Origin of the sequence: Streptomyces sp. Y20 (assembly GCF_043195475.1) — a bacterium.
Lineage (GTDB): Bacteria > Actinomycetota > Actinomycetes > Streptomycetales > Streptomycetaceae > Streptomyces.
The window spans coordinates 132,623-156,486 of record NZ_JBIDDP010000013.1 but is presented as its reverse complement, the minus strand read 5'-3'; the positions used below and the strand labels follow the sequence as shown (position 1 = coordinate 156,486).

The following is a 23,864-nucleotide window of genomic DNA, read 5'->3' as shown; positions in this document are numbered from 1 at the left end:
AGGTCCGGCTTGCCCAGGGTGCCTCTGGTCAGGGAGCAAGGCCCGTCAGCGGTGCAGCCTCTTGCGCGCCCAGAGGAAGCCGATCAGTCCGCCCACAGTGGCCATGTATGCGGTCAGCGGTCCGTCTTTCAGCAGGAGGCCGGGCAGGGAGATCACGGCCACGATGAGCAGCCATCCGCATCCGGCCACGACGAGATCCGCTGAATCAGGGCGGTGTTGCCCGTTCTGCACCCGTTTCCCCATCCATCGGAGCGCGCCTGGCCTGTGTCCCCGTGCACCCACGATAGCCGCTGGGGGAGGGTGTTCTATGCGCAGTGGATCGTGGCTGTTTTGGACCAGACGTTGTGGTCTCCCCAGTAGCCGTTGCCGTTGCGCAGGGTCGCGTTACCGATGTCCTCGCGGTAGACCCACCCACTGGTGGTGAGTCGTGAGCAGTCGTAGTGCAGGAGGAGCGAGAAGTTCTGACCCTGCGTGTTCGTGTATCCCCGGACGTCCTTGGTCTTCCAGATGCCGAGCCCCTGGTACTGGCGCAGCGAGGCTTCGAAGTTGCCTTTACCTCGCTGGTTGCACAGCATCTGAGCGTCAGCCTGGATGTGCGTGTAACCCCCGTGCAGATAGGGCGCGTTGCTGTGGATCAACTGGCAGTGAGGTTTGGCTGCCCGAGTGACGACCGAAGTCGGGGAGTGCGAGGCCGGGACATTCTGCTCGTCAACCGCGGTGGCCCAGCGCACCAAGTCCTCGGTGCTGTAGGTGTGCTCCGCCGAGATGGCCGGAGCTTCCCACTGGGTGAGTCGGCCGTCCCGGGAGAGAGTGCTGATCCTCACGCCGTCATTGCCCACAGCGGTGAACAGCTGACTGCCGCTGGGCAGCGTAGTGGTCTGCGTCGTGTCGCCATCGGAGGAGAGCACCGACGACGGCACGTCTCCGTGGACGGTCAGGCGGGTGATGTTGAGCGGGCGCACGACATTCTCGTCTCCGAGGCTGAACGTGAGCGACTGACCGACCTTGTCGTAGTCCGCGACTGCGGGCGCCTGCAAAAGGTCGAGCCCGGTTGTCCTGGCCAACAGGTTGGTGAGTTCCTGCACGCTGTCGCCCTGGGCGGGTGACACCTCACCGACAGGCGCCATGGACTGCGGGTCCGCGCCGCCTTCCTCGGTGTACTGGGCCGCACTGACGATGCGCGGTGCCGACTCCGCGGGTGTGGCCGGTGAACCGTCGGCCGCCGACGCGCCGGCGACGGTGCCGGCCATCACCGTGGCAGCGAGCAAGGCTGTAGCGCCCGTTCGTACGAAACGACGGGCAGTTGTCCTCTTCAAGTTGTTTTCCCCTCCGTGGTCCGGCCGCCCGTCAACCAGCGCTGGTCAGGCGCGACGTCGGCCGATCGGAGGAAAGTTATCCGATTAGCACACTCGTTCGCGAGCGATTTCTCCTACGGCGGGCCTCGTGCGCAGGCTGGAGTTCGGTGCAGGGGGCCCTCAGTCCGGGCGCTCCACGGCTCACAGGTGTCTGCCGGGCCGGAGCTACGACAAGTGCCCACTGCCTTCGGGTTGCCAGGGCCAGCTCGCTGCCCCCGCGGCAGGGCGTTGTGCTCCGACCGAACCGGAATCCGAGACGGACGAGCAGACGGGCGGCACCCCGGAGGGAAGCCGCCCGTTCCTGCGCCCGGTCAGGCAGTCAGAGGCCGTGGCGGGGATCGAACCCGCGTAACTCGCTTTGCAGGTTTGTCCAAGCTGGTCAGAGCCTGATCCAGGCCCGTTCGCCGGCGTCCATTCCTGTACGGACGCTGTGCCCATCGGTGCAGGGTGAACGGTGCCGGACGGCTGCGTACGGCCATGAATGAGACGGAAACTGAGACGGCCCATGAGCTTGGGAAGCTCGGGTGTTCCCGTACCGGATGCCTAGCTGACCTGCGGTGAAGTGACCAGAATCCTGGTTGAGCAGCGCCGTTGTGTCCGCCAATCCCCGTGGTTCCCCGCACGATCTGGCACGCGTTTGGCACGGGCGCCTATGCGTCACCACACTATGGCCCGACGCTTAGAAGAGGCCCACCTTGGCGGGCGACTCTGATGCGGCCCTGCTGGTACCTGCTCAGGACTGCCGGACACTGCTGTCGTCCATCGTCGTGGCCGTCACTGTCACCCGGGCAGTGCTACGGCATCGCACCGACCGCGCTCTGTTCAGCCCTTCTCATCTGGGCGGCCAGGGGGAGTTGACGCAACCAGCCCCCAGCCTTCGCACCGTCCGCTACCGTGCCGGTTACCAGCTTGACGATCACCTCGGGGAATAACAGTGCGTAATCACCTCGTCGCAACATGCGCCGTTCTGATCGCCGGACTCACGGGTTGCACTACAGGGTCATCCGGTAGCGACCAGAAGGGGCATACGGAATCCACCGATGCCACTCCAGCAGTTGCTAATTTCGTCGGTCGCACGAAGGGAGACACTCAGGACGCACTCAGCGGAACGGGTACTGTGTTCGGCTTCCAAGACACCAGGTCGAACCTCCGCAGCGACTCTAAGTACGACTCCTGGATCGTGTGCAAGCAGGACGCCGGTAAGGAACCTGTTTGGTTTACGGTGGCAGCCAGTCGAGAGGCATGCGGCTTGTCAGCTTCTCCGCCAAGCGGAGAGGGTGCAAGCTCCTCCCCCTCATCATCTTCATCTGAAGCCACGAATCCGACCGTTAATCAGGATTCCCGTTACGCTGCCGCCGTCAAGGCACAGGTGCCAAACCTAGAACCAGTTGCCGAGGATGATCTCGGTGTGCAAGGGCGGCTCGTGTGCACTCTGCTCGACTCCGGCGATAGCCCGAAGTCAGTGTTGGGCACCATGCAGGATGCGTACCCCGACAACGCGGGCCGCGTCATGGTCATCGAGGCTCCACCTGTGTACTGCTCGAAGTACACCGCCGAAGTAAAACTTTTGAAGTAGCGGACGACGGCCTAGCGCGCGGGTGCCTGTTGCTGCCGAACCACTGTTAGTTCTCCGGGTGCAGGCATAACACGTCCAGTGTCGCAGATCATCCGCGGGGGCCCAGGCCAGAGCGGGGTGGGGGTGGTCACCCGTGGGCGCTGACTGTCAGCGTTGGTCGACCTCGGACGGCCCAGGGACGGCCCAGGCCCGGCGCTTAGAAGATGCGGGCAGGCCGTGGTGAGCGGCCCTGATGTGGCCTAGTGGCAGGTCGCCCCGGTCTGGGAAAGCTTGCAGGTGACCGGCATATCTCAGCCGGGACGAACCGCTGTTGATCGTCACAGCTATGGCACGCGCTGCGAGCTGGCTCCATTGACCAGCAGTCTCTTCCCTTAAAAGGGCTGACTGGAGACATAGTGCCCGATAGCGTGAAGGCTCGACCGTCTTGGTACTGGACAGGAATGGGAGCTAGCGTGATCTTGAGTCAGGAGCGAACTGCGATTCTGCGTTCGGGGGGCCATGATCGCGGTCTGGCCTTCTTGCTGGGATCCAACCTTTATGTCACAACGAAGTATCTCGCAGAGGACACCGATCAGCCATTCGAACTGCGCCCTCTTAGCTCTGATAATTTCGTCTCGTGTGAGGTGATCTGGAAAAGCACTCTCAACGCCAATGAACACTTCCCCTTGGCACTCCTACGAATCCCTGACCAGGGCAGTCCAGGGCTTGATCCAATTACAATAGGACGCCTCGGAGGCGACCAGGTTCGGGACGCAAGTTTCGTGGGGTTCTCTTACGGTGACGCATTTGGATCTTTCTATATTCGCGGTACGGTGGACCCAGCGACCCTCCTCCAAACACCCGGTCTAGCTGTCTACCCCCGAAGCCCTCTCGTAGTAACCACGGAAGGATTGGGTGGCGCGGGTGTGCTTGTCGAAGACAAACTCGTTGGTGTGATTTACAGCAGCTATTCCACCCGAGAGGGGGGAGAGGCATTATTCGCCGCTTCGATGGTCGATGCACTAGCGGATCCTGAACTCAAAAAGACGCTTCAGCGGGAGCTGGGGAGACTTCCCGCAGTGGTGGACATCATTACTCCGGAGGTTGACTTCGGCAGCGCCTTGGTCGATGTCTCACGGGCAGATCCGGCCAACATCCAAGAGGTTGCGGGATCACAGCTTAAGTTGACAAATCTCTACTACGAGAATGTCTTGTCGCAAGCGAAGCGTAGCTTTAATGCCGCCGTTGTCGCCGGAAGCGTCGGGCTTCTATTTTTTCTGGTCGCGATCGGATTTTCACTCGGGTCTTCGCAACTGACAGCACCCCTCATCAGCGCCACCGGTGGCGGACTTGTCGAAGCGGTAGCCGGACTAAACTTCTGGCTGTATAGTAGCACCGCCGAACAACTTAACTCTTTTCATTTGCGACTGGATCGAATGCAGAGGTACCTGGTCGCAAACAGCATCTCCCAGGGCCTTGGCGAGATCCAACGAGATGTTGTGATATCTGGCCTGGTCAAGGCGATTTCCACGTCGGAGTGGCTAGACGGCGACGCCCCCGTGGTGTGACTTCTGCTGATCTTCAACGAGACCCCCGACAGGATTCGAACCCGCCCACACAGCCCCAGAGGTGGCTTAGGTCCGTGATGAGGTTGGCGGAACGGCTTTGGGCTGGAGCTGCTTTGGGGCGAGTGATCATGGCCCCATAAGCTTCCGGCGAGTCGGGCAGTCTGTGGACCTGCCCGTTAAAGCACGACGTTGGGGCCATGATCTTAGAGGCTCGCCCCAAAGTGGCTGCCTAAAGCCGTGGAGCCGACCGCCCCAGCCACAGAGGGTGTTCCCCCACTTCATGCCCGCAGCCGCCGAGCGCGCCGCCGGGCGCGGCCAGCCGGGGCGCAGACAGGAGGCAGGCCGCGCCGCAGAGGCGGCGCGCGCCCGCGCCGTGCGCGGGCCTTGATGAAGTGGAGAAGGTTGTACCGCACGGGGAGCACGACAGCTTTCAACGGCGGCCGCTGCGGCAAGGGGCCACCCGTCAGGAGCCTTTGCTTGCCCTCGGACATAGCACGACGGTTCCGGGCTACGGGTTGGCCGCAGGGGCCCCTCAGTCGCGTGCTGCGGCGGTCGGAATGAGACGGCTCGTGAAGCCGTCGGCAACGAGACGGCGATACGCCGTCTCAACGTCCGCTGGAATCTCCTGACGGATCATGAATCCTTCGTCCGGGTAGATCATGAGCCGTTGCTGTGCCCCGACCAACATGTCGATCACTAGACGCTCGTCGCCGATGGAAGCGGTGTACTCCGTGAAACTCATCGGCGTCGAAGCGCAGACCCACCCCACATCGGGCCACAGTTTCCGCGCCGTTGCGTACGCACGCCGCTCCTCGTAGGGCTTGCTGACGAGCAGGACGGACGAGATGGCGACGCCGCGGTCAGCAAGCAGCGCACGCGAGAACGTGATGTTCTCTCCGGTGTTCCGGGCGTGCTGTTCTACGAGAATGACGTCGGCCGGCACACCAAGTTCCACGGCCCGTTCCCGGTAGTGCTCTGCTTCGCCGCGCGGCATCCGCTCACGGGTGGTCCGGCTGGTCGCTCCTGTGAAAACGATCAGCGGCACCATGCCGTCGCGATACAGGGCCGCCGTGGTGTCGGCGACCCCGAGATCATGACTGCCTAGACCGATGGCGACCGAACATGGGCGGACCTCGTGGCCCATCTGCTGAAAGTCCCAGAGGCATCGCGCGTCCGCCCAAGACTGCTGCGAGATCACTTCTCTGCTCCGCCTTCCATCGCCGAGTCGGGCACCTCGAAGTCATACGTCCACGAGAAGCGCGTAGCCGCGTGCACGCCAAGCGCGAACTCGACCACCGTGCCGTCGGCCGTAAACGTCGTTCGGTGCAGCTCTACGACCCACTCCCCGGGGGCGAGCTGCAAGAGCTGCACTTCGTCAGCCGTCGGCACCCGGGCGAACAGCGTCTCTCGCATGTGGTCGATCTCGTACCCCGCGTCGTACAGAACGCGGAACCCGCCACCCTTGCCGGCAGGGCCCGGAGTGGGGTCGACGATGCGGGTTCCCTCAACGTGTTCTGGGCGGTAGTAGCTGGTCAGGGTATGTGTGGGCTGTGTTCCTTCCTTGACCAACCGTGCGCGAGCGTAGACATCGGCCCCTTCGGGCAAGCCGTGCGCTGCCGCCGCTGCTGGCGGCGCCGGAACCTTGCTAACCGTCTGAGTCTGCTCGTTACGCCGATAGGAGCGGCCGGACGCCACCCGGTCGGCGATGAAGGCCACTTCGTCGCCGTCCCTCCACTTGGCTTTGTCGTACCGCTCGATCCCGAGCCGCTTGAGCGGCGGCCGGTCACGAACGACCGTGCCGTGCCCGCGGGAGGATGTCACCAGTCCCTCGGCTTCCAGCGCCTTGTAGGCCGCGTGCACAGTGGACTTGGAGCCCTCACCGGCCTCCACCAAGTCCCTGATCTGCGGCAACTGCTCACCCGGCGCGTATTCGCCAGACCGAATCTTCTCTGCGATCCGGTCCGCAATCTCCCGCCACTTCGGCGCCATGCAGAACCTCCTGTCGACGTCGACCAGTGAAACACAGTCCCAGGACTGTTGACAGTCCCAGGACTGTGCGTCATTGTCTTCCCAGGAGCTACGCAGTCCTAGGACAGCGAGAGTTTGTCGTCGTTTGAGCTGCGTGGGAACGCCCGGAGGGCCCCGTGAAACGGGCTCAAAGGAAGCGGTCGTTCTTTGACAACTGAATGGGGATTACGCCGCCTCTCCTCGGCCAAGTAGGCGGCCACACGGGATCTCCGTGTGAGGTAAAGCGCTACTCGACCTCTCCGCAGCACATGACTGCGGCCGGTTGCCTCCCCCGCCCGTCCGGCGCCTTGGGCTGTACGGGCGGGGTGGTGGGGAGCCGGAATCGCTTCACCCAACTCGTTCGAGGAGTGGATCAACTGTGAATCAGAGCGCTGCCGACTTCGCTGCCGTGTTAGTGGCCCTGTACGTCGCTCACAGTGTGGGTGACCACTGGGTTCAGTCCTCGCACCAGTCCGTGACGAAGGGCCGGCCCGGTTGGGTCGGCCGGATCGCGGACGCCCAGTACGTCGCCACCCTGACCGCGACCAAGGTCGTGGTCTTGCTGCCGGTCGCCTGGCTGCTGGGCCTGCGGCTGCCGGTGCTCGGTGTCATTGCCGGCCTGGTGGTCGACGCGGTCTCGCACTGGTGGGCGGACCGCCGGACCACGCTCGCGTGGCGGGCCCGCATCACCGGTAGGGCCGAGTTCTACCGGCTCGGTGCCCCGCGCGCCGGCCGTGACGACAACCCGCACATCGGCACCGGCGCATACGCGCTGGACCAGTCCTTCCACTACCTGTGCCTGCTGGTCGCCGCGCTGGTCATCACCACCGTCTGACCTTCCACGCCGCGCCGCCCGGCGCGGCCCTTCCCCCCTTCAAACGGCGCGCGCCCCCAGAGCTGGAACTCCGGGGGCGCTGTTCGGGCCGTTTCCACCTGCTAGGGAGACCACGACCCATGAACCACATCGTCACTGTTCAGGACGCTGTTACCGCGTTCACCGACTGGCTGGAGCCGACGGCCGCGGAACTGGACGCTATCGAGCAGGAGATGCCGCTGATCCTGGCGGACGTTGATCTGATCGACGCGCAGATCATCACCCTGGACCGCACCCCGTCCGAGCTGGACGAGCGCCGTACCCGTCGGGCCCGCCGCCGGGTGCTGGCCGAGCGGGCGGCGCTCACCAACCGCACGGGCACGGCGAGCCTGCCCGGGGGTGCCGCATGAGGACCGCCGCCCCCGCCCCCGAGTTCCTCAACGACCACCGGGGCCACCCGAAGCCGGCGCTGCGGATGCCGCTGCCCTACGAGGAGACGCGGTTGGGCATGGCCTTCCACGAGGCCGGTCACGCCGTCGTGGCCCTGGCCTACGGCATGGGTGTCATCCGGTCCGAGGTCATGGCGTGGGAGCCGGAGCCCGGCACGTGGGGCCTGACCGGCAACACCGTGTGGCAGGCCGAGGACGTCCCGGCGTGGCAGTTCGCCGCGATGTGTGCGGCCGGGCAGATCGCGCAGGTGCAGTACCTCATGGTCTACGGGTTGTGGACGCCGGAGCGGGCCGCCGCCTGTGCCGCCGTCCACGACCGTGAGCAGGCCATCGACACCCTCGCCCAGGCCGGCGCCCGTCTCGGTCGCTCTCGCGTCCCCGAGGGAGGTAAGTCGTGGGGGATGGTGCGGGGAATGGCCCGGCGCAAGGTCACCTACCTGTGGCGTGAGATCCGCATCGTGGCGCACGCCATGAACGAGAACACCGCCCTGGACGGTGAGGTCATCGCCGCCCTGACCGGCATGACCAACCCGGCCGAAGGGACGGCGACGACATGAACGCGAAGACGGTACTGCCGGCCGTCGCGATGACGGCCGTCTCGATGGTGCTGACTCTGGCCGTGGTCGTGATGTGGCTGGGTGGGGCGATGCCGTGGCCCGTCGCCCTGGTCGTCGGTCTCGGGATCGACGGCGGGTGGTTGGCCACCCTCGCCTACGAACGGCGGCTGGCCGCGCAGGGCGACCACAGCCGTGCGGTGACCGCCGTCGGATGGTGCTTCGGCGCGCTGGCGACCGGCGTCCTCATCGCCCACGCTCTCACCGTCGACCAGTCCACCGGGGCGTGGCTGGCGGTGGCGTGGCTGCCGGTCGCAGCCAAGGCCCTGTGGCTGGTGCACGGGCTGTGGGAGCGCACCGCGCTCACCGCGTCCGCGCTGGGAGCGATCCGGGGTATCCAGCAGGAAGCGCGGGATGAGGCGGCCGTGGCCCGTGCTCGGCTGCGGGCGCAGGCGACCACCGAGGAGACCCGATTGACGGCCGTGACGGGGGCCGGGGCCCGCGTCGCACACGTCCAGGCCAAGACCGCCGAGACCCTCGCCGGCGCCTGGTCGACGCTGGAGGCCGCACGCCGGGGCGAGGACACCGGCAGGGCCCTGGCCAGCGTGACGGCCCCCGTCACGCCCGGCGTCACACCGTGCTGGGAGCTGCCCGTCTGGGGTCCCACCGAGCCGGTTGCGGCCTCTGCTCTGGAGGCCGGTCCGCAACTGACCGATGCGGCCCTTGAGGCGTTGGTGGACGAGATTCGGCACAGCCGGACTCCCGCCCTGTCCTACCGGGAGATGGCGACCCGTTTCCGTGCGGCCGGCCACTCCGCCTCCGAGGTCCGCCTCCGCGCCGCGTGGAAGCGGGTGGCGTGACGCGGTGCTGCCGGTTCCCGGCGGAGCGCGGCTCGGTTCAGCCCAAGATCCCCCACCAGCGCAGTGCACGCACGATCGCCAACACGACCAGCAGGGCCGTGAACGCGGCCTCCGCCGCATGCCGGCGCGAGCAGAACAGGCGGGGTATCCACCGTCGGCTCTCCGGCAGCGGCTCCCCGCACTTCAGACACGTGCGGCCTTTGGCTTCTTGGGCGCCGTGCGCCCGATGTCCCCCACCCATGCGGGCGACCCTAACGCGTCCGCTCAAAGGCCGCTGCGCCCGTCGCATCCCACCAATCAGCCCCCGAGGAGGGTCTGACATGGGCAAGCCCGATACCCGTCGCCTGGACAAGGCGATCCAGCAGACCCAGCGCAAGCTGGAAGCGGTCATGAACCGCGAGATGTGGCCCCTGGACGGCCGTGAGCGCCGCGCCGTCCTGGGCGCGGTGGCCGGCGGCTCGTACCGGATCGTGCGGGGCAACAGCCCCGGCCGTGCGGAACGGCAGATCGAGACCGCCTGGCAGTCCGCGCAGACCCGGCTGACCGCCGAGATCACCGCGTTGCAGAGCGAGCGGGCCCGGCTCGTGACCGAGACCGCCAAGGCCAAGGCCGCGAAGAAGTCCGGCGGGTGGTGGTGACCATGGCCGTCCCCGAGACGCCTCCCGGCGAGTGCCCGCAGTGCTGGCGGCACGCCTACGACTCCCGCAACGCACACCGCCACCTCGGCCCGCGCGAGGACTGCCCGGAGTGCGTCGACCACATGCGCAACGGCTGCCCCTACCTCGTGCCCAAGAAGGCATCCCGCTGGTGGTGACCGCGCGCCTGCTCCGCGCCGTCGCATCACCCGCGTCCCTCCACTGCCGTGTGCGAGTCCGGTGGCTCTCCCCTCCGGGGGGATCGAGCCCCGGGCCCGCACACCCCCGCCACTTTCGCCCCCATCCCGTGGGGGCAGTCAGGAGTACCGCCATGAGCGGCACCGTCGTTCACCTGCACAAAACCCCCGACCCCGAACCCGACCCAACCCCGGTTACCACCCTGACCGTGGTCCCCGACCCGCCCGCCGCGCCCATCGTGCCGTTGTGGGTGCGATCGGGCCGGGCCGTCCGCACGGCCCTCACGCACGAGACCACCCGCAGCACCGGTCGCGCGGTGGCCCGGCACTCCCTCTACCTCTACGGCGGCGCGCGGATCGTGACCCGCCGCGCGTGGGACGGCCGGACCGCCGCCCGCTACGAACGCATGCTCCGCACCGCGGAAGCCGCCGGGAACCTGGAGGCGGCTGCCGAGTGGGAGGAACGCGGGCAGCGCTTCCGCGAGGCCCGCCACCGCCGCCGCATGGACCTGCTGCACTCCCCGCTGGACGCGGCCAAGGGCGCGGCCGTCACTGCCGGCATGAGCGTCGGCGGCCTGGTCCTGCTCGGCATCGCCATGGCCGTGGCCACGAAGGACGCCACCGACGTCGTCACCCCGCTCATGGCGGTCGTCAAGTTCATCAACCTGCTGATCACCATCGTGCGGGTGGTGTGGGGACCGGCCCTCACCATCGGCCCCTTCCTGGCCCTGCTGGCCCTGTGGTCGGTCGGCGCCCACCAGAAAGCCGCACCCGCCTGGGCCCTGCCCGCCAACGCCCGGACTGGTGAGGGTGAGCCCATCACCCCGTCGATTGTCGTAAAGGCCCTGCGCGACCTCGGCGTCCCCGCCCTGGCACGCGCCATCAAGGAGATGGGCGACGGCGGCGCCAGCATGCTGGGCCCGATCCGGATCGCCGGATGCGGCGTCGAGGTGGATGTCACCCTGCCCTCCGGAGTGGCGACGAACGAGGTGCAGCAGCGTCGTCGCAAGCTCGCCGAGAACCTGACCCGGCACGAACACGAGGTGTTCGTCACGATCCCGGAGGCGGCCCGCACGGTCCGTCTGTGGATCGCCGACTCCGGCGCGCTGGACGAGCCGATCGGCCCGTCCCCGCTGGTCACCGACGAGACGCTCACCGCCGACTACAAGAAGGGCAAAGCTCCGTGGGGGCAGGACCTGCGCGGGGACGCCGCCGCGATCAGCCTGTACCAGCGGCACCTGCTGGTCACGGGCCTGTCCAACCAGGGCAAGACCGCATCCCTGCGCGCGCTCGCCCTCTGGCTGGCCCTGGACCGCTCCGTGCAGTTCTGGATCGCCGACCTGAAGGGCATCGGCGACTGGGCCATGTTCGACGGCATCGCGCAGGTGTTGATCGAGGGCCCCTCCGATGACCACGTCATCCAGGCGACCGAAATGGTCGAGGACGCGGTGGAGGAGATGAACCGGCGGATCGAGGAGCGCCGCCGTGACCCGAGTGTCGTGTTCCCGCCGCTGATCGTGCTGGTGGACGAAGCCCAGTTGGCGTTCATGTGCCCGGTCGTCGGCGACGACAAGCGGCCTTACGGCGGCTCCAAGGCCACGTCCCGGTACTTCATGGCCGTCCGCAAAATCCACAACCAGGGCCGTGCGGTCGACGTGCTGATGTGGCAGGGCACCCAGGACCCCACCGACCAGAACCTTCCCAAGCTGGTCCGCGAGGGCGCCCACACCCGCGCGTCCCTCGTGCTGGGCACGGAGGCACAGGCCCGGATGGCGCTGGGCGACAAGGCCGTGAACGGCGGCGCCGCCCCGCACCTGCTGCGCCAGGGCCTGGACAAGGGCACCCTGGTCGTCGCCTCCGACGGCATCACGATCCCTGCCGGGCAGGCGTCCATCACGGTGCGCACCCACTTCATCGACGAGGAGCCGGCCGCCAAGGTCGCCGCACGGGCCAAGGCCCTGCGCGACGGTGTCACCACCCTGCGCGTGGTCGACCAGGACGAGGAGCGCGACGCGCTCGCCGACGTCGCTTCCGTCATCGGCGACGCGCCCCGGCTGCGGACCAACGAGGTCCTCAAGCGGCTGCACGCCCTGGACCCGAACGCCTACGGCGACCAGTGGACCAACGACCGGCTCAAGAGCCTGTTGGAGGAGCACGGCGAGGAGCCGAAGAAGTCCCACGGAGTCATGGTCATCCACCGCGACCACGTCCTCCGGGCGCTCACCAACCGCGACGCGAACGGTTCCACTTCCGCCGTCGAGTAGCGGGGAGGAAAGGTCCTCCGGTCCGGGGAGGCGGGGAGAACTCCCCAACCCGCTCCCCGGGCCACCTCCCCCACGTTGATCAGCGAAAACATCGTTTCGGGGAGGTGGGGAATCTACCTGCGTCGACTCCCGAAAAACCCTCCGCACGGCACCCGCAAGGGGGTGCCCCTGCCTCCCCGGCCAAGCAACGGAAGGAATTCCGCATGTACCTCCACAGGACGCCCCCTGTACCCGCACGGCAGGTCGTGGAAGTTCACCAGACCATCCCGCTCCCGCCCACCGTGGTGCGCCCGACGCCGGTCGTTCCCGTCCAACCGGGCACGGTCCCGGCGGTGACGAGCATCGTCCTCCCGGACGGCCGCGTCATCACCGGCTACGCCATCGACGCCGACCAGTCCGCTCCGGTCGCCACGAAGCCGGCCGTCTCCCGTGCGGCGGTCAACGTCGCCGTCGGAGGTGTCGGGTTCCTCGCGGTGTCCGGCGGGCTGCTGCTGCTGACCACGTTCATCGCGGCCCTGACCGCGTTGGTCACCCAGCTCGTCATCCTCGCGGCCGTCATCTTCGGCGGCTGGATCGCCGTCCAGGTCTTCAGCGGGAGCGGTCACCGGGGCGGCACCACCGTGAACATCCGCAAGGCCGTGATCAAGCGCAACCACTTCCACGGCTGACAAGGAGACAACCCCCGTGATCCGACTCCGCATCAAGGTCACCTCTTGCCCCCGGCGGGCGCTCACCCTCGCCGACACCCCGCGCCCGGACTGCCCGAAGTGCCGGGGAGAGGGCGGGATCCGACACGACTACGGCGACTCCTTCGGCGAGTACGCGGGCACCGAGTGGGAGCCCTGCCGGTGCTGGTCGCAGTGGGCCGTGAACCTGCTGCCCCTGCCGCGCTGGCCGCGCCGCACACCGGCCGGCTACAGCGACGAACCGCCCTTTTAGCTACGCCAAGAGCGGCCCCCCATTCCGGCAAGAAGTCGGGGCCGCTCTTGTCCACCCGCCATCACGTGACATGTGGAGGTTTCCCAGCATGACGCAACCGGCCCTGATCCGGCGAGTGCCCCACGGCCCGGACGCCGTTCCGGACCCCCTGCGGACCGCACTGGCCCTCGCCGCCGCCGGCGTGCCCGTGCTGCCCTTGCGCGCGGGGAAGGCGCCGTTCGGCAACTGCCAGCGGTGCGCGAAGAACGCGTGTGGTGGCCGGCCGAACATGAAGAGCGCGGGCCCGTGCCGGTGCCCCGACGTCTGCCACGCCTGGGCCGGCGCCACCACCGACCCGGCGGTCCTCACGTCCCCGCTCTGGTCGGCTGCGTGGCGGCGTGCCGTCACCGTTGCCTACCACCCCGGCGGCGCCGGGCTGACCGTGGTCGACTTGGACGACAGGGCGGCCGTCGACTGGGCCGGCGCCACCCTGCCCGCCACGCGCCGCGTGCTGACGACGCGGGGTGAGCACTGGCTCTACCGGGGCGCCATGACGTCACACAACGGCGTGCGTCCCGGCGTCGACATCAAGTCGACCATGTCCTACGCCCGTTACCTAGGGCCCGGCATTGGCACGCTGGCCGACCTCCCCGACGTCGTCCGCGCGCTGGCCGTGAAGGAGCCGCCCGCCGCCCGACCGGCTCCCCGCCCCGTTGCCGTGCCCGCACGGTCCGGCGGCGGGCAGTGCCCGCACCGCACGCCCGTCTTCCTGGAACGCGGCATCGCCATGGCGGAGCAGCGCATCACGGAGGCCCGCGGCGCGATCCACGCCACCGTGTACCGGGCGTTCCTCGCGGTGCTGTCCACCCACGGCCGGTGCGGCTGCCTCACCGACACGCACATCACGCGGCTGTTCACCGCCGCGCAGGCCAAGGGCGAGTCCCCGCGGCACTGCACCTACGCGTGGACCAACGCCCGCACCGCGTTGGGACTGTGACCCATGTCGGACGACGAGAAGAACCCCGCCCGCGAGGTCATCACCGACTACGCCCAATCCCACTTCCGGTACTTCCGCACCGCCGACGGCACCGTGTACGCGCAGCGCACCGGCCACCCCGTGGCCCGCCCGATCCGCTCCCAGGGAACGACCGGGAGCCACCGGCAGGAACTCATGGTCGGCCTCTTCCGTGACGGGGTCGGCGTCTTCAACGGAACAGCCCTCAAGGAGGCGTTGGACTTGATCGAGGCACTCGCCCTCACCGAGCAGGTACAGCCCACCCACATCCGCGTGGCCCCCGGCTTCGACGGCGCCACGTGGCTCGACCTCGGCCGCGACGACGGCCGGTCCGTCCGCATCCACCCCACCGGGTGGGACATCCGCGTCCCCGACCCCGAAGAGGTGTGCTGGCGCCGCACCCAGCTCACCGGGGAACTCCCCCTGCCCGCCAAGGACACCAACGGCAAGGGCATCGACCTGCTGATGCGGCTGTGCAACTTCGCCGACGCCAGGACCGAGGCCCTGGCCATCGCGTGGCTCATCGGCTGCCTGGAGCCGTCCGTGCCCGTCCCCGCTCCGTTCCTCACCGGCCCGCAGGGCGCCGGCAAGTCCACCGGCGGGCGGATGCTCGTGCGGATCATCGAGGGCATGACCGGCGACCTGCGCAGGGCGCCCAAGGACGAGGAGAACATGATCACGGCGGTCGCGGCCGGATGGATCACCGCCCTGGACAACCTCTCCCACCTGCCCCCGGACCTGTCCGACCTGATGTGCTGCGTCATCACCGGGGCCGAGAGCATCAAGCGCGCACTGTTCACCGACGGCGACGTCGTCCGCTCCCGCTACCGCCGCCCGATGCTGCTGACCGGCATCGACGTCGGCGTGATCCGCCCCGACCTGGCCGAACGGCTCCTCACCCTGCGCCTGGAACGCCCCCGGGTGCGGCGCACCGAAGCGGAGCTGTGGGCGGAGTACGCCGAGATCCTGCCCGTCGTCCTCGGCTCCCTGCTCGACCTGACCGTGAAGGTCCGCGCGGTGCAGGCCGAGACGCCGACGGATCTGCGGATGGCCGACTTCGCCCACCTGTGCGCGCAGCTCGACACGGCCACCGGCTTCGGGACGCTGGAGGCATACCGGGCCAGCCTGGACGACCTCAACGACGACGTGATCGAGGGTGATCTCCTGGCACAGACGGTCCTCAAGCACGCCGGCGAACTCACCCCGGGCGAAGAGGTGCGGATGACGTCGGCGGAGTGGCTGCACGCCCTGACCGCCCTCTACAGCGGCGAGGAGTGCCGCCCCCTGCCCAAGGGCTGGCCCACCACCGGCAAGGTGCTCTCCGACCGGCTCAGGCGCATCCAGCCCACCCTGGCCGCGCGGGGCGTCCTGGTCGACTGGGGCCGCACCAGCGCCGCCCGCTACATCGAACTCAGCCGCCAGGCCCCGCCCCCGCCGCCCGAGCAGCAGACCGCGTTCTGACCGCCCGCCGGACAGGCGGACAAGCAAGAGGAGCACGCCCGCCCGGGGGTGGGGGTGCTCCTCTTGCCGTTCGGCGGCGACAGCCGCCCTGCACAGGTCGCGCCGCGAAGCGGCTCGTTCTTCAAGCCCTGAGCAAGGACGTACGACCACAGACACCACCCCTTTCTTTTCCTAAGTAGGGAAGATCTGCGTCACTGCGTCACCACAGGCCCGACAGACGGCCGCTGACCTGCGGCGACAGCGGTGACGCAGACGGCGAATCCTGCGTCATCCCGCGTCATCAGCGTCACCCCGTGACGTGCGCCCGTGTCATCGGTGACGCAGGGGCCGTCCCGCTGCGTCACCGGAATCCGCACGTCAGAAGCCTGATTGACGCAGGTGACGCGATGACGCAGAAATCCCCGCTTCGGACAGCACAGGCCACCCCGCCCCGAGGAGATCTCGCGTGAGTATCGCCAGCATGGAAATCGCCCGACCGGCTGAGACCAGGGACCTGGCCCCCGTTCTCCTGACCGTCGAAGAGGCTGCCCGCTGCCTCCGTGTCGGTCGCACCACCTGCTTCGCCCTCATCCGCAGCGGTGAGCTGGAGTCCCTGATGGTCGGCGGACTCCGTCGCGTCCCCGCCGACGCTCCGGCCGCCTACCTCGCCCGCCGCCGCGCTGAGCGGCCGGCAGCCTGACTCACCCTCCGCCGGAGCGTCACCCCACCAGGGGTGGCGCTCCGGTCGTTTCCAACCACCCCTACCTGAGGAGTCCGCCCGTGGCGGAAGACAAGAAGCGCACCCGCCAGCCCAACGGCCGTAGCTCTATCTACCAGGGCAGTGACGGTAAGTGGCACGGCCGCGTAACCGTCGGAATCTGTGACGATGGCAAGCCGGACCGCCGCCACGTCGAACGCAAGACCCGCGCTGAGGTGACCGCCGCAGTCCGTGAGTTGGAGCGACAGCGCGACGCGAAGGCCATCAGGAAGGCGGGCCGCCCGTGGACCGTCAAGACGTGGCTCACTCACTGGGTCGAGAACATCGCCCCGCTGGTGGTCAACGACAACACGATGGTTGGATACCGCGTCGCCGTGCGGAAGCATCTGATCCCCGGTTTGGGGGCGCACCGTCTCGACAGGCTCAAGCCTGAGCACATCGAGACGTTCTACGCGAAGATGCAGGCCAACGGCAGCAAGGCCGCGACTGCTCACCAGGTGCACCGCACCTTCCGTACCGCCCTCAACGAGGCCGTACGGCGGGGGCATCTCGGCAAGAACCCCGTTCAGTTGGCCAAACCGCCGAAGACGGGCGAGTACGAGGTGGAGCCCTACACCGTCCAAGAGGTCAAGCGACTGCTCAAGGCCGCCGACCAGCGCCGCAACTCCGCTCGCTGGGCTGTCGCTCTAGCGCTCGGACTGCGGCAAGGGGAAGTGCTCGCTCTGAGGTGGGAGGACGTGGACCTTGACGCTGGGTTCCTGGTGGTCCGCCGTAGCCGTCACCGCCCGCAGTACGCCCACGGATGCGCGGACCCCTGCGGACGCAAGGCGGCCGGGTACTGCCCCCAGAGGCGCCGCACGAACCCCGAGCTGTCCACCACCAAATCCCGCGCCGGCCGCCGCGCTGTCGGTCTTCCCGAACAGCTCGTTGACCTGCTTCGTGCTCACCTCAAGGCGCAGGGAGAGGAGCGGGCGGCGGCCGGGAAGCGGTGGGAGGAGAACGGATTGGTGTTCCCTGACGAACACGGTCGTAGCCCCTCCCACCGCCGGGACTGGGCCGACTGGAAGGCTCTGCTGACAGAAGCGAACGTCAGGGACGGGCGGCTGCACGATGCTCGCCACACGGCCGCCACGGTCCTGCTCATTCTCGGAGTCCCCGAGCGTGCCGTCATGGGCCTCATGGGGTGGTCGACCACCGCTATGGCCGCCCGGTACCAGCACATGGTGGACGCCGTACGGGTCGACGTCGCGCGACAGGTGGACGGTTTGATTTGGAAGCCCGAGACGGACCGGCCGGACGATGGCGACGATGGTGCGGCCGGCGCCCTCGTGCCGGCCAACTGAGACGGGAACTGAGACGAACGGCCGGAAGGGCGGTACCCCGCGTGGGTGCCGCCCTTCCGTCTTTCCTGCTCATATACGTAGAGGCCGTGGCGGGAATCGAACCCGCGTAACTCGCTTTGCAGGCGAGTCCCTGAACCACTCGGGCACACGGCCGTGTTCGTGGGACGAACGTACGGGGATGGCCGGGCGGGGCTCAAGAGGGGTGGGCGGGCCGCAACGGGACTGCCATACGGCGTTCATGAGCGGGTTCGGGGCCTAGGACCAAGGGCGGAGGGAGGGTCGGGCTCCTGACAGGGGCGACGGTCTGTCATGGGCCTTACCCTGGCCTCCATGAGCGCCCTCGAATCCCGTGACCCCGCTGTCCTCGGACCACCCGCCGGGCGCGACGACGGCGTGCTCGGCCGGGCCTACCGGGCGCTCAGTGTCGGGATCGTGTCCGTCGTCGTGCTCATCGCGTTCGAGGCGACAGCCGTGGGCACCGCGATGCCCGTCGCGGCGCGGGAACTCGACGGCGTGGCGTTGTACGCGTTCGCCTTCTCCGGGTACTTCACGACCAGCCTGTTCGGGATGGTCCTCGCGGGACAGTGGTCCGACCGGCGTGGCCCCCTGGGGCCGCTCACCGCGGGTATCGGCGCGTTCGCGGCGGGCCTGGTCGTCGCCGGGACGGCCCGGGTGATGTGGGTGTTCATCGCGGGACGGGCCGTCCAGGGGCTGGGCGGCGGACTGGTCATCGTGGCCCTGTACGTCGTGGTCGGCCGCGCCTATCCCGACCGGTTGCGGCCCGCGATCATGGCGGCCTTCGCGGCCGGCTGGGTCGTGCCGTCCATCGTCGGCCCCCTCGCCTCCGGCGCCGTCACCGAGCACCTCGGCTGGCGCTGGGTGTTCCTCGGCATCCCCGCGCTCGTCGTGTTCCCCCTCGCGCTCGCCCTGCCGCAGATACGGCGGCGGGCGTCCGGCCCGGTCGACGAGGAGACCGGGGCGGGCGGCTTCGACCGGCGGCGCATCCGACTCGCCCTGGGCATCTCCCTGGGCGCCGGGCTGCTCCAGTACGCCGCCCAGGACCTGCGCCCCCTGTCGGTGGTCCCGGGGCTGGCCGGTGCCGCGCTGCTGGTGCCCGCCGTCCGCGGCCTGCTTCCCCGCGGCACCTGCCGGGCGGCCCGCGGCCTGCCCTCCGTGGTGCTGCTGCGCGGGCTGTCCGCCGGGTCGTTCATCGCTGCCGAGTCCTTCGTGCCGCTGATGCTCGTCACCCAGCGCGGGCTGTCGCCGACGCTGGCCGGTTTCTCGCTGGCGGCGGGTGGCGTGACGTGGGCGCTGGGCTCGTTCGTGCAGTCGCGGCCGAGCGCCGCGCCGTACCGGGAGCGGCTGATGACCGCGGGGATGGTGATGGTCGCCGCCGCGATCGTGACCGCCCCGAGCGTGCTGGTGCACTCCGTGCCCGTGTGGACGGTCGCCGCCGCCTGGGGGGTGGGCTGCTTCGGGATGGGGTTGGTGATCTCCTCCACGAGCGTGCTGCTGCTCCAGCTGTCCGCCCCGGAGGAGGCCGGCGCGAACTCGGCCGCCCTCCAGATCTCCGACGCGCTGTCGAACGTCGTCCTGCTGGCCGCGACCGGCGCGGCCTTCGCGGCCCTGGGCGGCGGCAGCACGGCGGCCACCACCTCCACGGCGACGGCGGCCGGCGCCGGTCATCCCGCCGCCTTCGCGTCCGTCTTCCTGCCGACGGCGGTGGTCGCGCTGGCGGGGGCGTGGGTGACGCGCCGCGTGCGGCAGCGGTGAGGGTGCGGGGCGGGAGCCGGTGGGCGGGCCGGGCGTGACGTATGCCCTGGTCAGCGGCGTACCGTCCGGCGGGGAGCGGACGGTGCGCGGTGACCGTGCCGCTGTGACGTGGGTCCCACCCGGGGCCGGCCGGGCCTCGTCCGGGCGTGGCCGGCCCGGCGGCGCCGGTAGGGTGGCCCGGTTGTCCTACGTAGCCGAGCCGCCCGCCCGTCACCCACCGCGCGCGGCCCCCTCGATTCGACCTCATTGCCGGAGACCGTGACTACCACCGCCGCTTCCTCCGCCCACTCCCACCACCTGTCGCCCGCGTTCCCGGGCCGGGCCCCCTGGGGTACCGCCGGCAAGCTGCGCGCCTGGCAGCAGGGGGCGATGGAGAAGTACCTCCAGGAGCAGCCGCGTGACTTCCTCGCCGTCGCCACGCCCGGCGCCGGCAAGACCACCTTCGCGCTGACCCTCGCCTCCTGGCTGCTGCACCACCACGTCGTGCAGCAGGTGACCGTCGTCGCGCCCACCGAGCATCTGAAGAAGCAGTGGGCGGAGGCCGCGGCGCGGGTGGGGATCAAGCTGGATCCCGAGTACAGCGCGGGTCCCCTCGGCCGGGAGTACGACGGGGTCGCCGTCACCTACGCCGGTGTCGGTGTCCGCCCGATGCTGCACCGCAACCGCGCCGAGCAGCGCAAGACCCTCGTCATCCTGGACGAGATCCACCACGCCGGCGACAGCAAGTCGTGGGGCGAGGCCTGTCTGGAGGCGTTCGAGCCCGCCACCCGCCGGCTGGCGCTGACGGGTACGCCGTTCCGGTCCGACACCAACCCCATCCCCTTCGTGACGTACGAGGAGGGCCTGGACGGGATCCGGCGATCCGCCGCGGACTACACGTACGGATACGGCTCCGCCCTCTCCGACGGGGTTGTCCGGCCGGTCATCTTCCTCTCCTACAGCGGCAACATGCGCTGGCGTACGAAGGCCGGTGACGAGGTCGCCGCCCGGCTCGGTGAGCCGATGACCAAGGACGCGGTCAGCCAGGCCTGGCGTACCGCCCTCGACCCGCGCGGCGACTGGATGCCGAGCGTGCTGCGCGCCGCCGACCGGCGGCTGACCGAGGTCCGCAAGGCGATCCCGGACGCGGGCGCGCTCGTCATCGCCTCCGACCAGGACTCCGCGCGCGCGTACGCCAAGCTGATCCGGGAGATCACCGGTACGAAGGCGACGCTCGTCCTCTCCGACGACGTCGGCGCCTCGAAGCGGATCGACGAGTTCAGTGACGGCGACGACCGGTGGATGGTCGCCGTACGCATGGTGTCCGAGGGCGTCGACGTGCCGCGGCTCGCGGTCGGGGTGTACGCCACCACGATCTCCACCCCGCTGTTCTTCGCGCAGGCCGTCGGGCGCTTCGTGCGGTCCCGGCGGCGCGGCGAGACGGCCTCCGTGTTCCTGCCGACCGTGCCCGACCTGCTGACCTTCGCCAACGAGATGGAGAAGGAACGGGACCACGCCCTCGACAAGCCGAAGAAGGAGGGCGAGGAGGACCCGTACGCCGAATCCGAGAAGGAGATGGAGGAGGCGAACAAGCAGGAGGACGAGGACACCGGCGAGCAGGACATGCTGCCCTTCGAGGCGCTGGAGTCCGACGCCGTCTTCGACCGGGTGCTGTACGACGGCGCCGAGTTCGGCATGCAGGCCCACCCCGGCAGCGAGGAGGAGCAGGACTACCTCGGCATTCCCGGACTGCTGGAGCCGGACCAGGTGCAGATGCTGCTCCAGAAGCGGCAGGCCCGGCAGATCGCGCACAGCCGGAAGAAGCCGGACACCGAGGCGGACCTGCTGGAGGTGCCGGCCGAGCGGCGGCCGGTGGTCACGCACAAGGAGCTGATGGAGCTGCGCAAACAGCTCAACACGATGGTCGGCGCGTACGTGCACCAGAGCGGCAAGCCGCACGGTGTGATCCACACCGAGCTGCGGCGGGTGTGCGGGGGACCGCCGAGCGCGGAGGCGACCGCGGGGCAGTTGCGGCAGCGCATCGCGAAGGTGCAGGAGTGGGCCACGCGGATGCGGTGACGTCCTCCCACGTCGGGGGCCGTGCGTATCCGGACGAATGCAGGCAGGCCGGATCCGGGTCTGCCCGGATTCTGGACGAAGTCTTCCGCTCAGCGAACCGGCTTCGCTACTGTCCCGCTACGCACACGCCCCGTGGCAGCGCCGCCGCGGAGCGCAGCCGTGAAGCGACTCGGCCCGCCAGCCGCCGGGCCGTCCTGCCGATCGGCGGCCTCTGAAGCGCGTCGCCGACGGGACTCGACGACGCATACGCCGCTCAGGGGCCGCCGGCCTCACCACCAAAGGAGTGGGCGTCGTGACCGCGGAGACCTCTCAGACGCTCGACCGGGGACTGCGCGTCCTCAAACTGCTCGCCGACACCGACCACGGACTGACCGTCACCGAGCTGTCCACCAAACTGGGCGTGAACCGGACCGTGGTCTACCGGTTGCTGGCCACGCTGGAACAGCACGCGCTGGTACGGCGTGACCTGGGCGGCCGGGCCCGCGTCGGGCTCGGGGTGCTGCGACTGGGCCGGCAGGTGCATCCGCTGGTACGGGAGGCAGCGCTGCCCGCGCTGCGCTCGCTCGCCGAGGACATAGGGGCGACCGCGCACCTCACCCTGGTGGACGGCTCCGAGGCGCTGGCCGTGGCGGTGGTCGAGCCGACGTGGACGGACTACCACGTGGCCTACCGGGCCGGGTTCCGTCACCCCCTTGACCGGGGCGCGGCCGGCCGGGCGATCCTCGCCGCACGGCAGTCGCCGTCCGCCGATCCCGGTTACACGCTCACGCACGGTGAGCTGGAGGCGGGGGCGAGCGGGGCCGCGGCGCCGCTGGTCGGGGTCACCGGGGTCGAGGGCAGCGTGGGTGTGGTGATGCTGACGGACTCCGTGCCGGAGCGGGTGGGACCGCGGGTGGTGGAGGCGGCGCGCGAGGTCGCTGAAGCCCTGCGCTGAAGCTGGGCCGAGCGCCGGCCGCCTCCCGGGCCGGGCGCCAGCGCCTGCCGCGCCGCGCGTCGGTGCCCGCCGGGCCGGTGTCGGCCCCGGGACCGTGCGCCATCCCCGGGACCGCGCAGCGGTCCCGCCCCCGGACCGTGCGCCGGTCCCGCCTCCGGATCACGTGCCGGTCCCGCCTCCGGATCACGTGCCGGTCCCGCCTGCGGATCACGTGCCGGTCCCGCCCCCGGACCGTGCGCCCGTCCCGCCTCCGGATCACGTGCCGGTCCCGCCCCCCGGATCACGTGTCGGTCCCGCCCCGCCCGATCGTGCGCCGGTCCCGCCTCCGGATCACGTGCCGGTCCCGCCCCCTCGATCGTGCGCCGGTCCCGCCCCAGGGCCGCGTGCCGGTGCCTGCCGGGCCGCGCCAGCCCCCGGACCCCGCACCGGTCCCCGCCCCCGAACCCCGCACCGGTCCCCGCCCCCCCCGACCCCGCACCACCCCGACCGCGTGCCGGTCGGCTCCGGCCGGGCCTGGCGGTGCCGCCCCAGCGCGTGCCCGCGTGGTTCGGGCCGCGCGGGTGGGGCCGGGACGCACGTTAGATTGACTCCGTGCTCTCACGCCTCACACGCCCCCAGGCCCTCACCGTCTGCGCGCTGCCCGTCGTGGCCCTGATCGCCACGGCCGTGTTCGCGCCGCTGCCGTTCTCGGTGGCGCAGCCCGGCATGACGGCGAACGTGCTCGGCGAGAACAAGGGCACCCCGGTGATCACCGTCTCCGGTGCGGCGACCCGCAGGACCAGCGGGCAGCTGCGCATGACCACGATCGAGGCGACCGGCCCGGACGCCCGCGTGTCCCTCGCCGACGTGCTCGGCAACTGGTTCCGCACCGACCGGGCCGTCATGCCGCGCGGCTCGGTCTATCCGAGCGGTGACACCGTCAAGGAGATCGAGAAGCACAACGCGGCACAGATGCGGCAGTCCCAGGACGCGGCGGCCCGGGCGGCGCTGAAGTACCTGCACCTGCGCGCCGACAAGGTCAGGGTCTCGCTCGAGCTCGCCGACGTGGGCGGGCCCAGTGCGGGGCTGCTGTTCACCCTGGGCATCGTCGACAAGCTGGACGGTGACGGCGGCGGCGGTGACCTCACGGGGGGCCGCACGATCGCCGGTACGGGCACGATCGACGCCGACGGCAAGGTCGGCGCGGTCGGCGGGGTGGCCCTGAAGACGCGGGCCGCGCGCCGGGACGGGGCCACCGTCTTCCTGGTGCCGAGGGCGGAGTGCGCCGACGCCGGGCCGGAGCTGCCCAAGGGCCTGCGGCTGGTCCCGGTGACCACGCTGAAGGGCGCGGTCGACTCCCTGGTGGCCCTGGAGAAGGGCAAGGGCACCGTCCCGAGCTGCTAGACCCCCACCGGAAGGGCCCCACGT

Annotated in this window: 22 protein-coding genes and 1 tRNA gene; 18 read left to right on the top strand and 5 right to left on the bottom strand. The window is 69.6% G+C overall.

The features are described 5' to 3' along the window. Positions 1–45 precede the first annotated feature (45 nt). Positions 46–189: a hypothetical protein gene (locus ACGFT1_RS28200; RefSeq protein ID WP_163010758.1), complete on the bottom strand. Its 144-nt coding sequence runs from the start codon at positions 187–189 to the stop codon at positions 46–48. A gap of 116 nt (positions 190–305) precedes the next feature. Then, complete coding sequence (locus tag ACGFT1_RS28195; protein ID WP_373911794.1) at positions 306–1,268, bottom strand: hypothetical protein; 963 nt, start codon at positions 1,266–1,268, stop codon at positions 306–308. Between the two features lie 2,568 nt (positions 1,269–3,836). On the opposite strand from ACGFT1_RS28195, the gene ACGFT1_RS28190 reads away from it, so the two are divergent. Next, complete coding sequence (locus ACGFT1_RS28190) at positions 3,837–4,478, top strand: hypothetical protein (RefSeq protein WP_373911793.1); 642 nt, start codon at positions 3,837–3,839, stop codon at positions 4,476–4,478. A gap of 532 nt (positions 4,479–5,010) precedes the next feature. On the opposite strand, the gene ACGFT1_RS28185 is transcribed toward ACGFT1_RS28190, so the two are convergent. Beyond that, entirely contained in the window at positions 5,011–5,676 is a 666-nt protein-coding gene (locus ACGFT1_RS28185; RefSeq protein ID WP_373911792.1) for a YdcF family protein, read from the bottom strand. Continuing rightward, the gene (locus tag ACGFT1_RS28180) at positions 5,673–6,467 is read right to left on the bottom strand and encodes a GntR family transcriptional regulator (RefSeq protein ID WP_373911791.1); all 795 of its coding nucleotides are present in this window, start codon (positions 6,465–6,467) and stop codon (positions 5,673–5,675) included. The genes ACGFT1_RS28185 and ACGFT1_RS28180 overlap by 4 nt, the downstream gene beginning before the upstream one ends. Before the next feature lie 493 nt (positions 6,468–6,960). On the opposite strand from ACGFT1_RS28180, the gene ACGFT1_RS28175 reads away from it, so the two are divergent. From ACGFT1_RS28175 to ACGFT1_RS28115, 13 genes are all read left to right on the top strand, one after another. Further along, positions 6,961–7,320 (top strand): transcriptional regulator, encoded by a 360-nt coding sequence (locus tag ACGFT1_RS28175; RefSeq protein ID WP_373911790.1) that lies wholly within the window; start codon positions 6,961–6,963, stop codon positions 7,318–7,320. A gap of 119 nt (positions 7,321–7,439) precedes the next feature. Beyond that, positions 7,440–7,709, top strand: coding sequence for a DUF6284 family protein (locus ACGFT1_RS28170; RefSeq protein WP_373911789.1), 270 nt, complete (start codon positions 7,440–7,442; stop codon positions 7,707–7,709). Next, complete coding sequence (locus tag ACGFT1_RS28165; protein ID WP_373911788.1) at positions 7,706–8,305, top strand: hypothetical protein; 600 nt, start codon at positions 7,706–7,708, stop codon at positions 8,303–8,305. Before ACGFT1_RS28170 ends, ACGFT1_RS28165 begins: the two co-directional genes overlap by 4 nt. Next, the gene (locus ACGFT1_RS28160; RefSeq protein WP_373911787.1) at positions 8,302–9,162 is read left to right on the top strand and encodes a protein spdB; all 861 of its coding nucleotides are present in this window, start codon (positions 8,302–8,304) and stop codon (positions 9,160–9,162) included. The genes ACGFT1_RS28165 and ACGFT1_RS28160 overlap by 4 nt, the downstream gene beginning before the upstream one ends. 320 nt (positions 9,163–9,482) lie before the next feature. Next, complete coding sequence (locus ACGFT1_RS28155) at positions 9,483–9,800, top strand: hypothetical protein (RefSeq protein ID WP_373911786.1); 318 nt, start codon at positions 9,483–9,485, stop codon at positions 9,798–9,800. Between the two features lie 2 nt (positions 9,801–9,802). Continuing rightward, a complete protein-coding gene (locus tag ACGFT1_RS28150) occupies positions 9,803–9,976 on the top strand; it encodes a pRL2-8 (RefSeq protein ID WP_373911785.1) in 174 nt (57 codons plus the stop codon). Positions 9,977–10,128: 152 nt separating this feature from the next. After that, the gene (locus ACGFT1_RS28145) at positions 10,129–12,258 is read left to right on the top strand and encodes an FtsK/SpoIIIE domain-containing protein (protein WP_373911784.1); all 2,130 of its coding nucleotides are present in this window, start codon (positions 10,129–10,131) and stop codon (positions 12,256–12,258) included. A 203-nt stretch (positions 12,259–12,461) separates the two neighbouring features. Continuing rightward, complete coding sequence (locus ACGFT1_RS28140) at positions 12,462–12,926, top strand: hypothetical protein (protein ID WP_373911783.1); 465 nt, start codon at positions 12,462–12,464, stop codon at positions 12,924–12,926. Between the two features lie 16 nt (positions 12,927–12,942). Then, complete coding sequence (locus ACGFT1_RS28135) at positions 12,943–13,197, top strand: hypothetical protein (RefSeq protein WP_373911782.1); 255 nt, start codon at positions 12,943–12,945, stop codon at positions 13,195–13,197. A gap of 88 nt (positions 13,198–13,285) precedes the next feature. Beyond that, on the top strand, positions 13,286–14,173 hold the full coding sequence (locus tag ACGFT1_RS28130) for a bifunctional DNA primase/polymerase (protein ID WP_373911781.1): 888 nt from the start codon (positions 13,286–13,288) through the stop codon (positions 14,171–14,173). A gap of 3 nt (positions 14,174–14,176) precedes the next feature. Further along, positions 14,177–15,652, top strand: coding sequence for an ATP-binding protein (locus ACGFT1_RS28125; protein ID WP_373911780.1), 1,476 nt, complete (start codon positions 14,177–14,179; stop codon positions 15,650–15,652). A 460-nt stretch (positions 15,653–16,112) separates the two neighbouring features. Continuing rightward, complete coding sequence (locus ACGFT1_RS28120) at positions 16,113–16,331, top strand: excisionase family DNA-binding protein (RefSeq protein WP_373911862.1); 219 nt, start codon at positions 16,113–16,115, stop codon at positions 16,329–16,331. 80 nt (positions 16,332–16,411) lie between these two features. Continuing rightward, positions 16,412–17,692 carry a tyrosine-type recombinase/integrase gene (locus ACGFT1_RS28115; RefSeq protein WP_373911779.1) on the top strand — a complete coding sequence of 427 codons (1,281 nt, stop codon included), beginning with the start codon at positions 16,412–16,414 and terminating at the stop codon, positions 17,690–17,692. Between the two features lie 81 nt (positions 17,693–17,773). Here ACGFT1_RS28115 and ACGFT1_RS28110 read toward each other — a convergent pair. Further along, a tRNA-Cys gene (locus ACGFT1_RS28110) sits at positions 17,774–17,845 on the bottom strand. 177 nt (positions 17,846–18,022) lie between these two features. On the opposite strand from ACGFT1_RS28110, the gene ACGFT1_RS28105 reads away from it, so the two are divergent. From ACGFT1_RS28105 to ACGFT1_RS28090, 4 genes are all read left to right on the top strand, one after another. Next, a complete protein-coding gene (locus ACGFT1_RS28105; protein ID WP_373911778.1) occupies positions 18,023–19,465 on the top strand; it encodes an MFS transporter in 1,443 nt (480 codons plus the stop codon). A gap of 258 nt (positions 19,466–19,723) precedes the next feature. Further along, positions 19,724–21,523, top strand: a complete 1,800-nt coding sequence (locus ACGFT1_RS28100; RefSeq protein WP_373911777.1) for a DEAD/DEAH box helicase — start codon at positions 19,724–19,726, stop codon at positions 21,521–21,523. A gap of 292 nt (positions 21,524–21,815) precedes the next feature. Beyond that, complete coding sequence (locus ACGFT1_RS28095; protein ID WP_121788513.1) at positions 21,816–22,457, top strand: IclR family transcriptional regulator; 642 nt, start codon at positions 21,816–21,818, stop codon at positions 22,455–22,457. Between the two features lie 591 nt (positions 22,458–23,048). After that, complete coding sequence (locus ACGFT1_RS28090; protein ID WP_373911776.1) at positions 23,049–23,840, top strand: S16 family serine protease; 792 nt, start codon at positions 23,049–23,051, stop codon at positions 23,838–23,840. Positions 23,841–23,864: the final 24 nt, after the last annotated feature.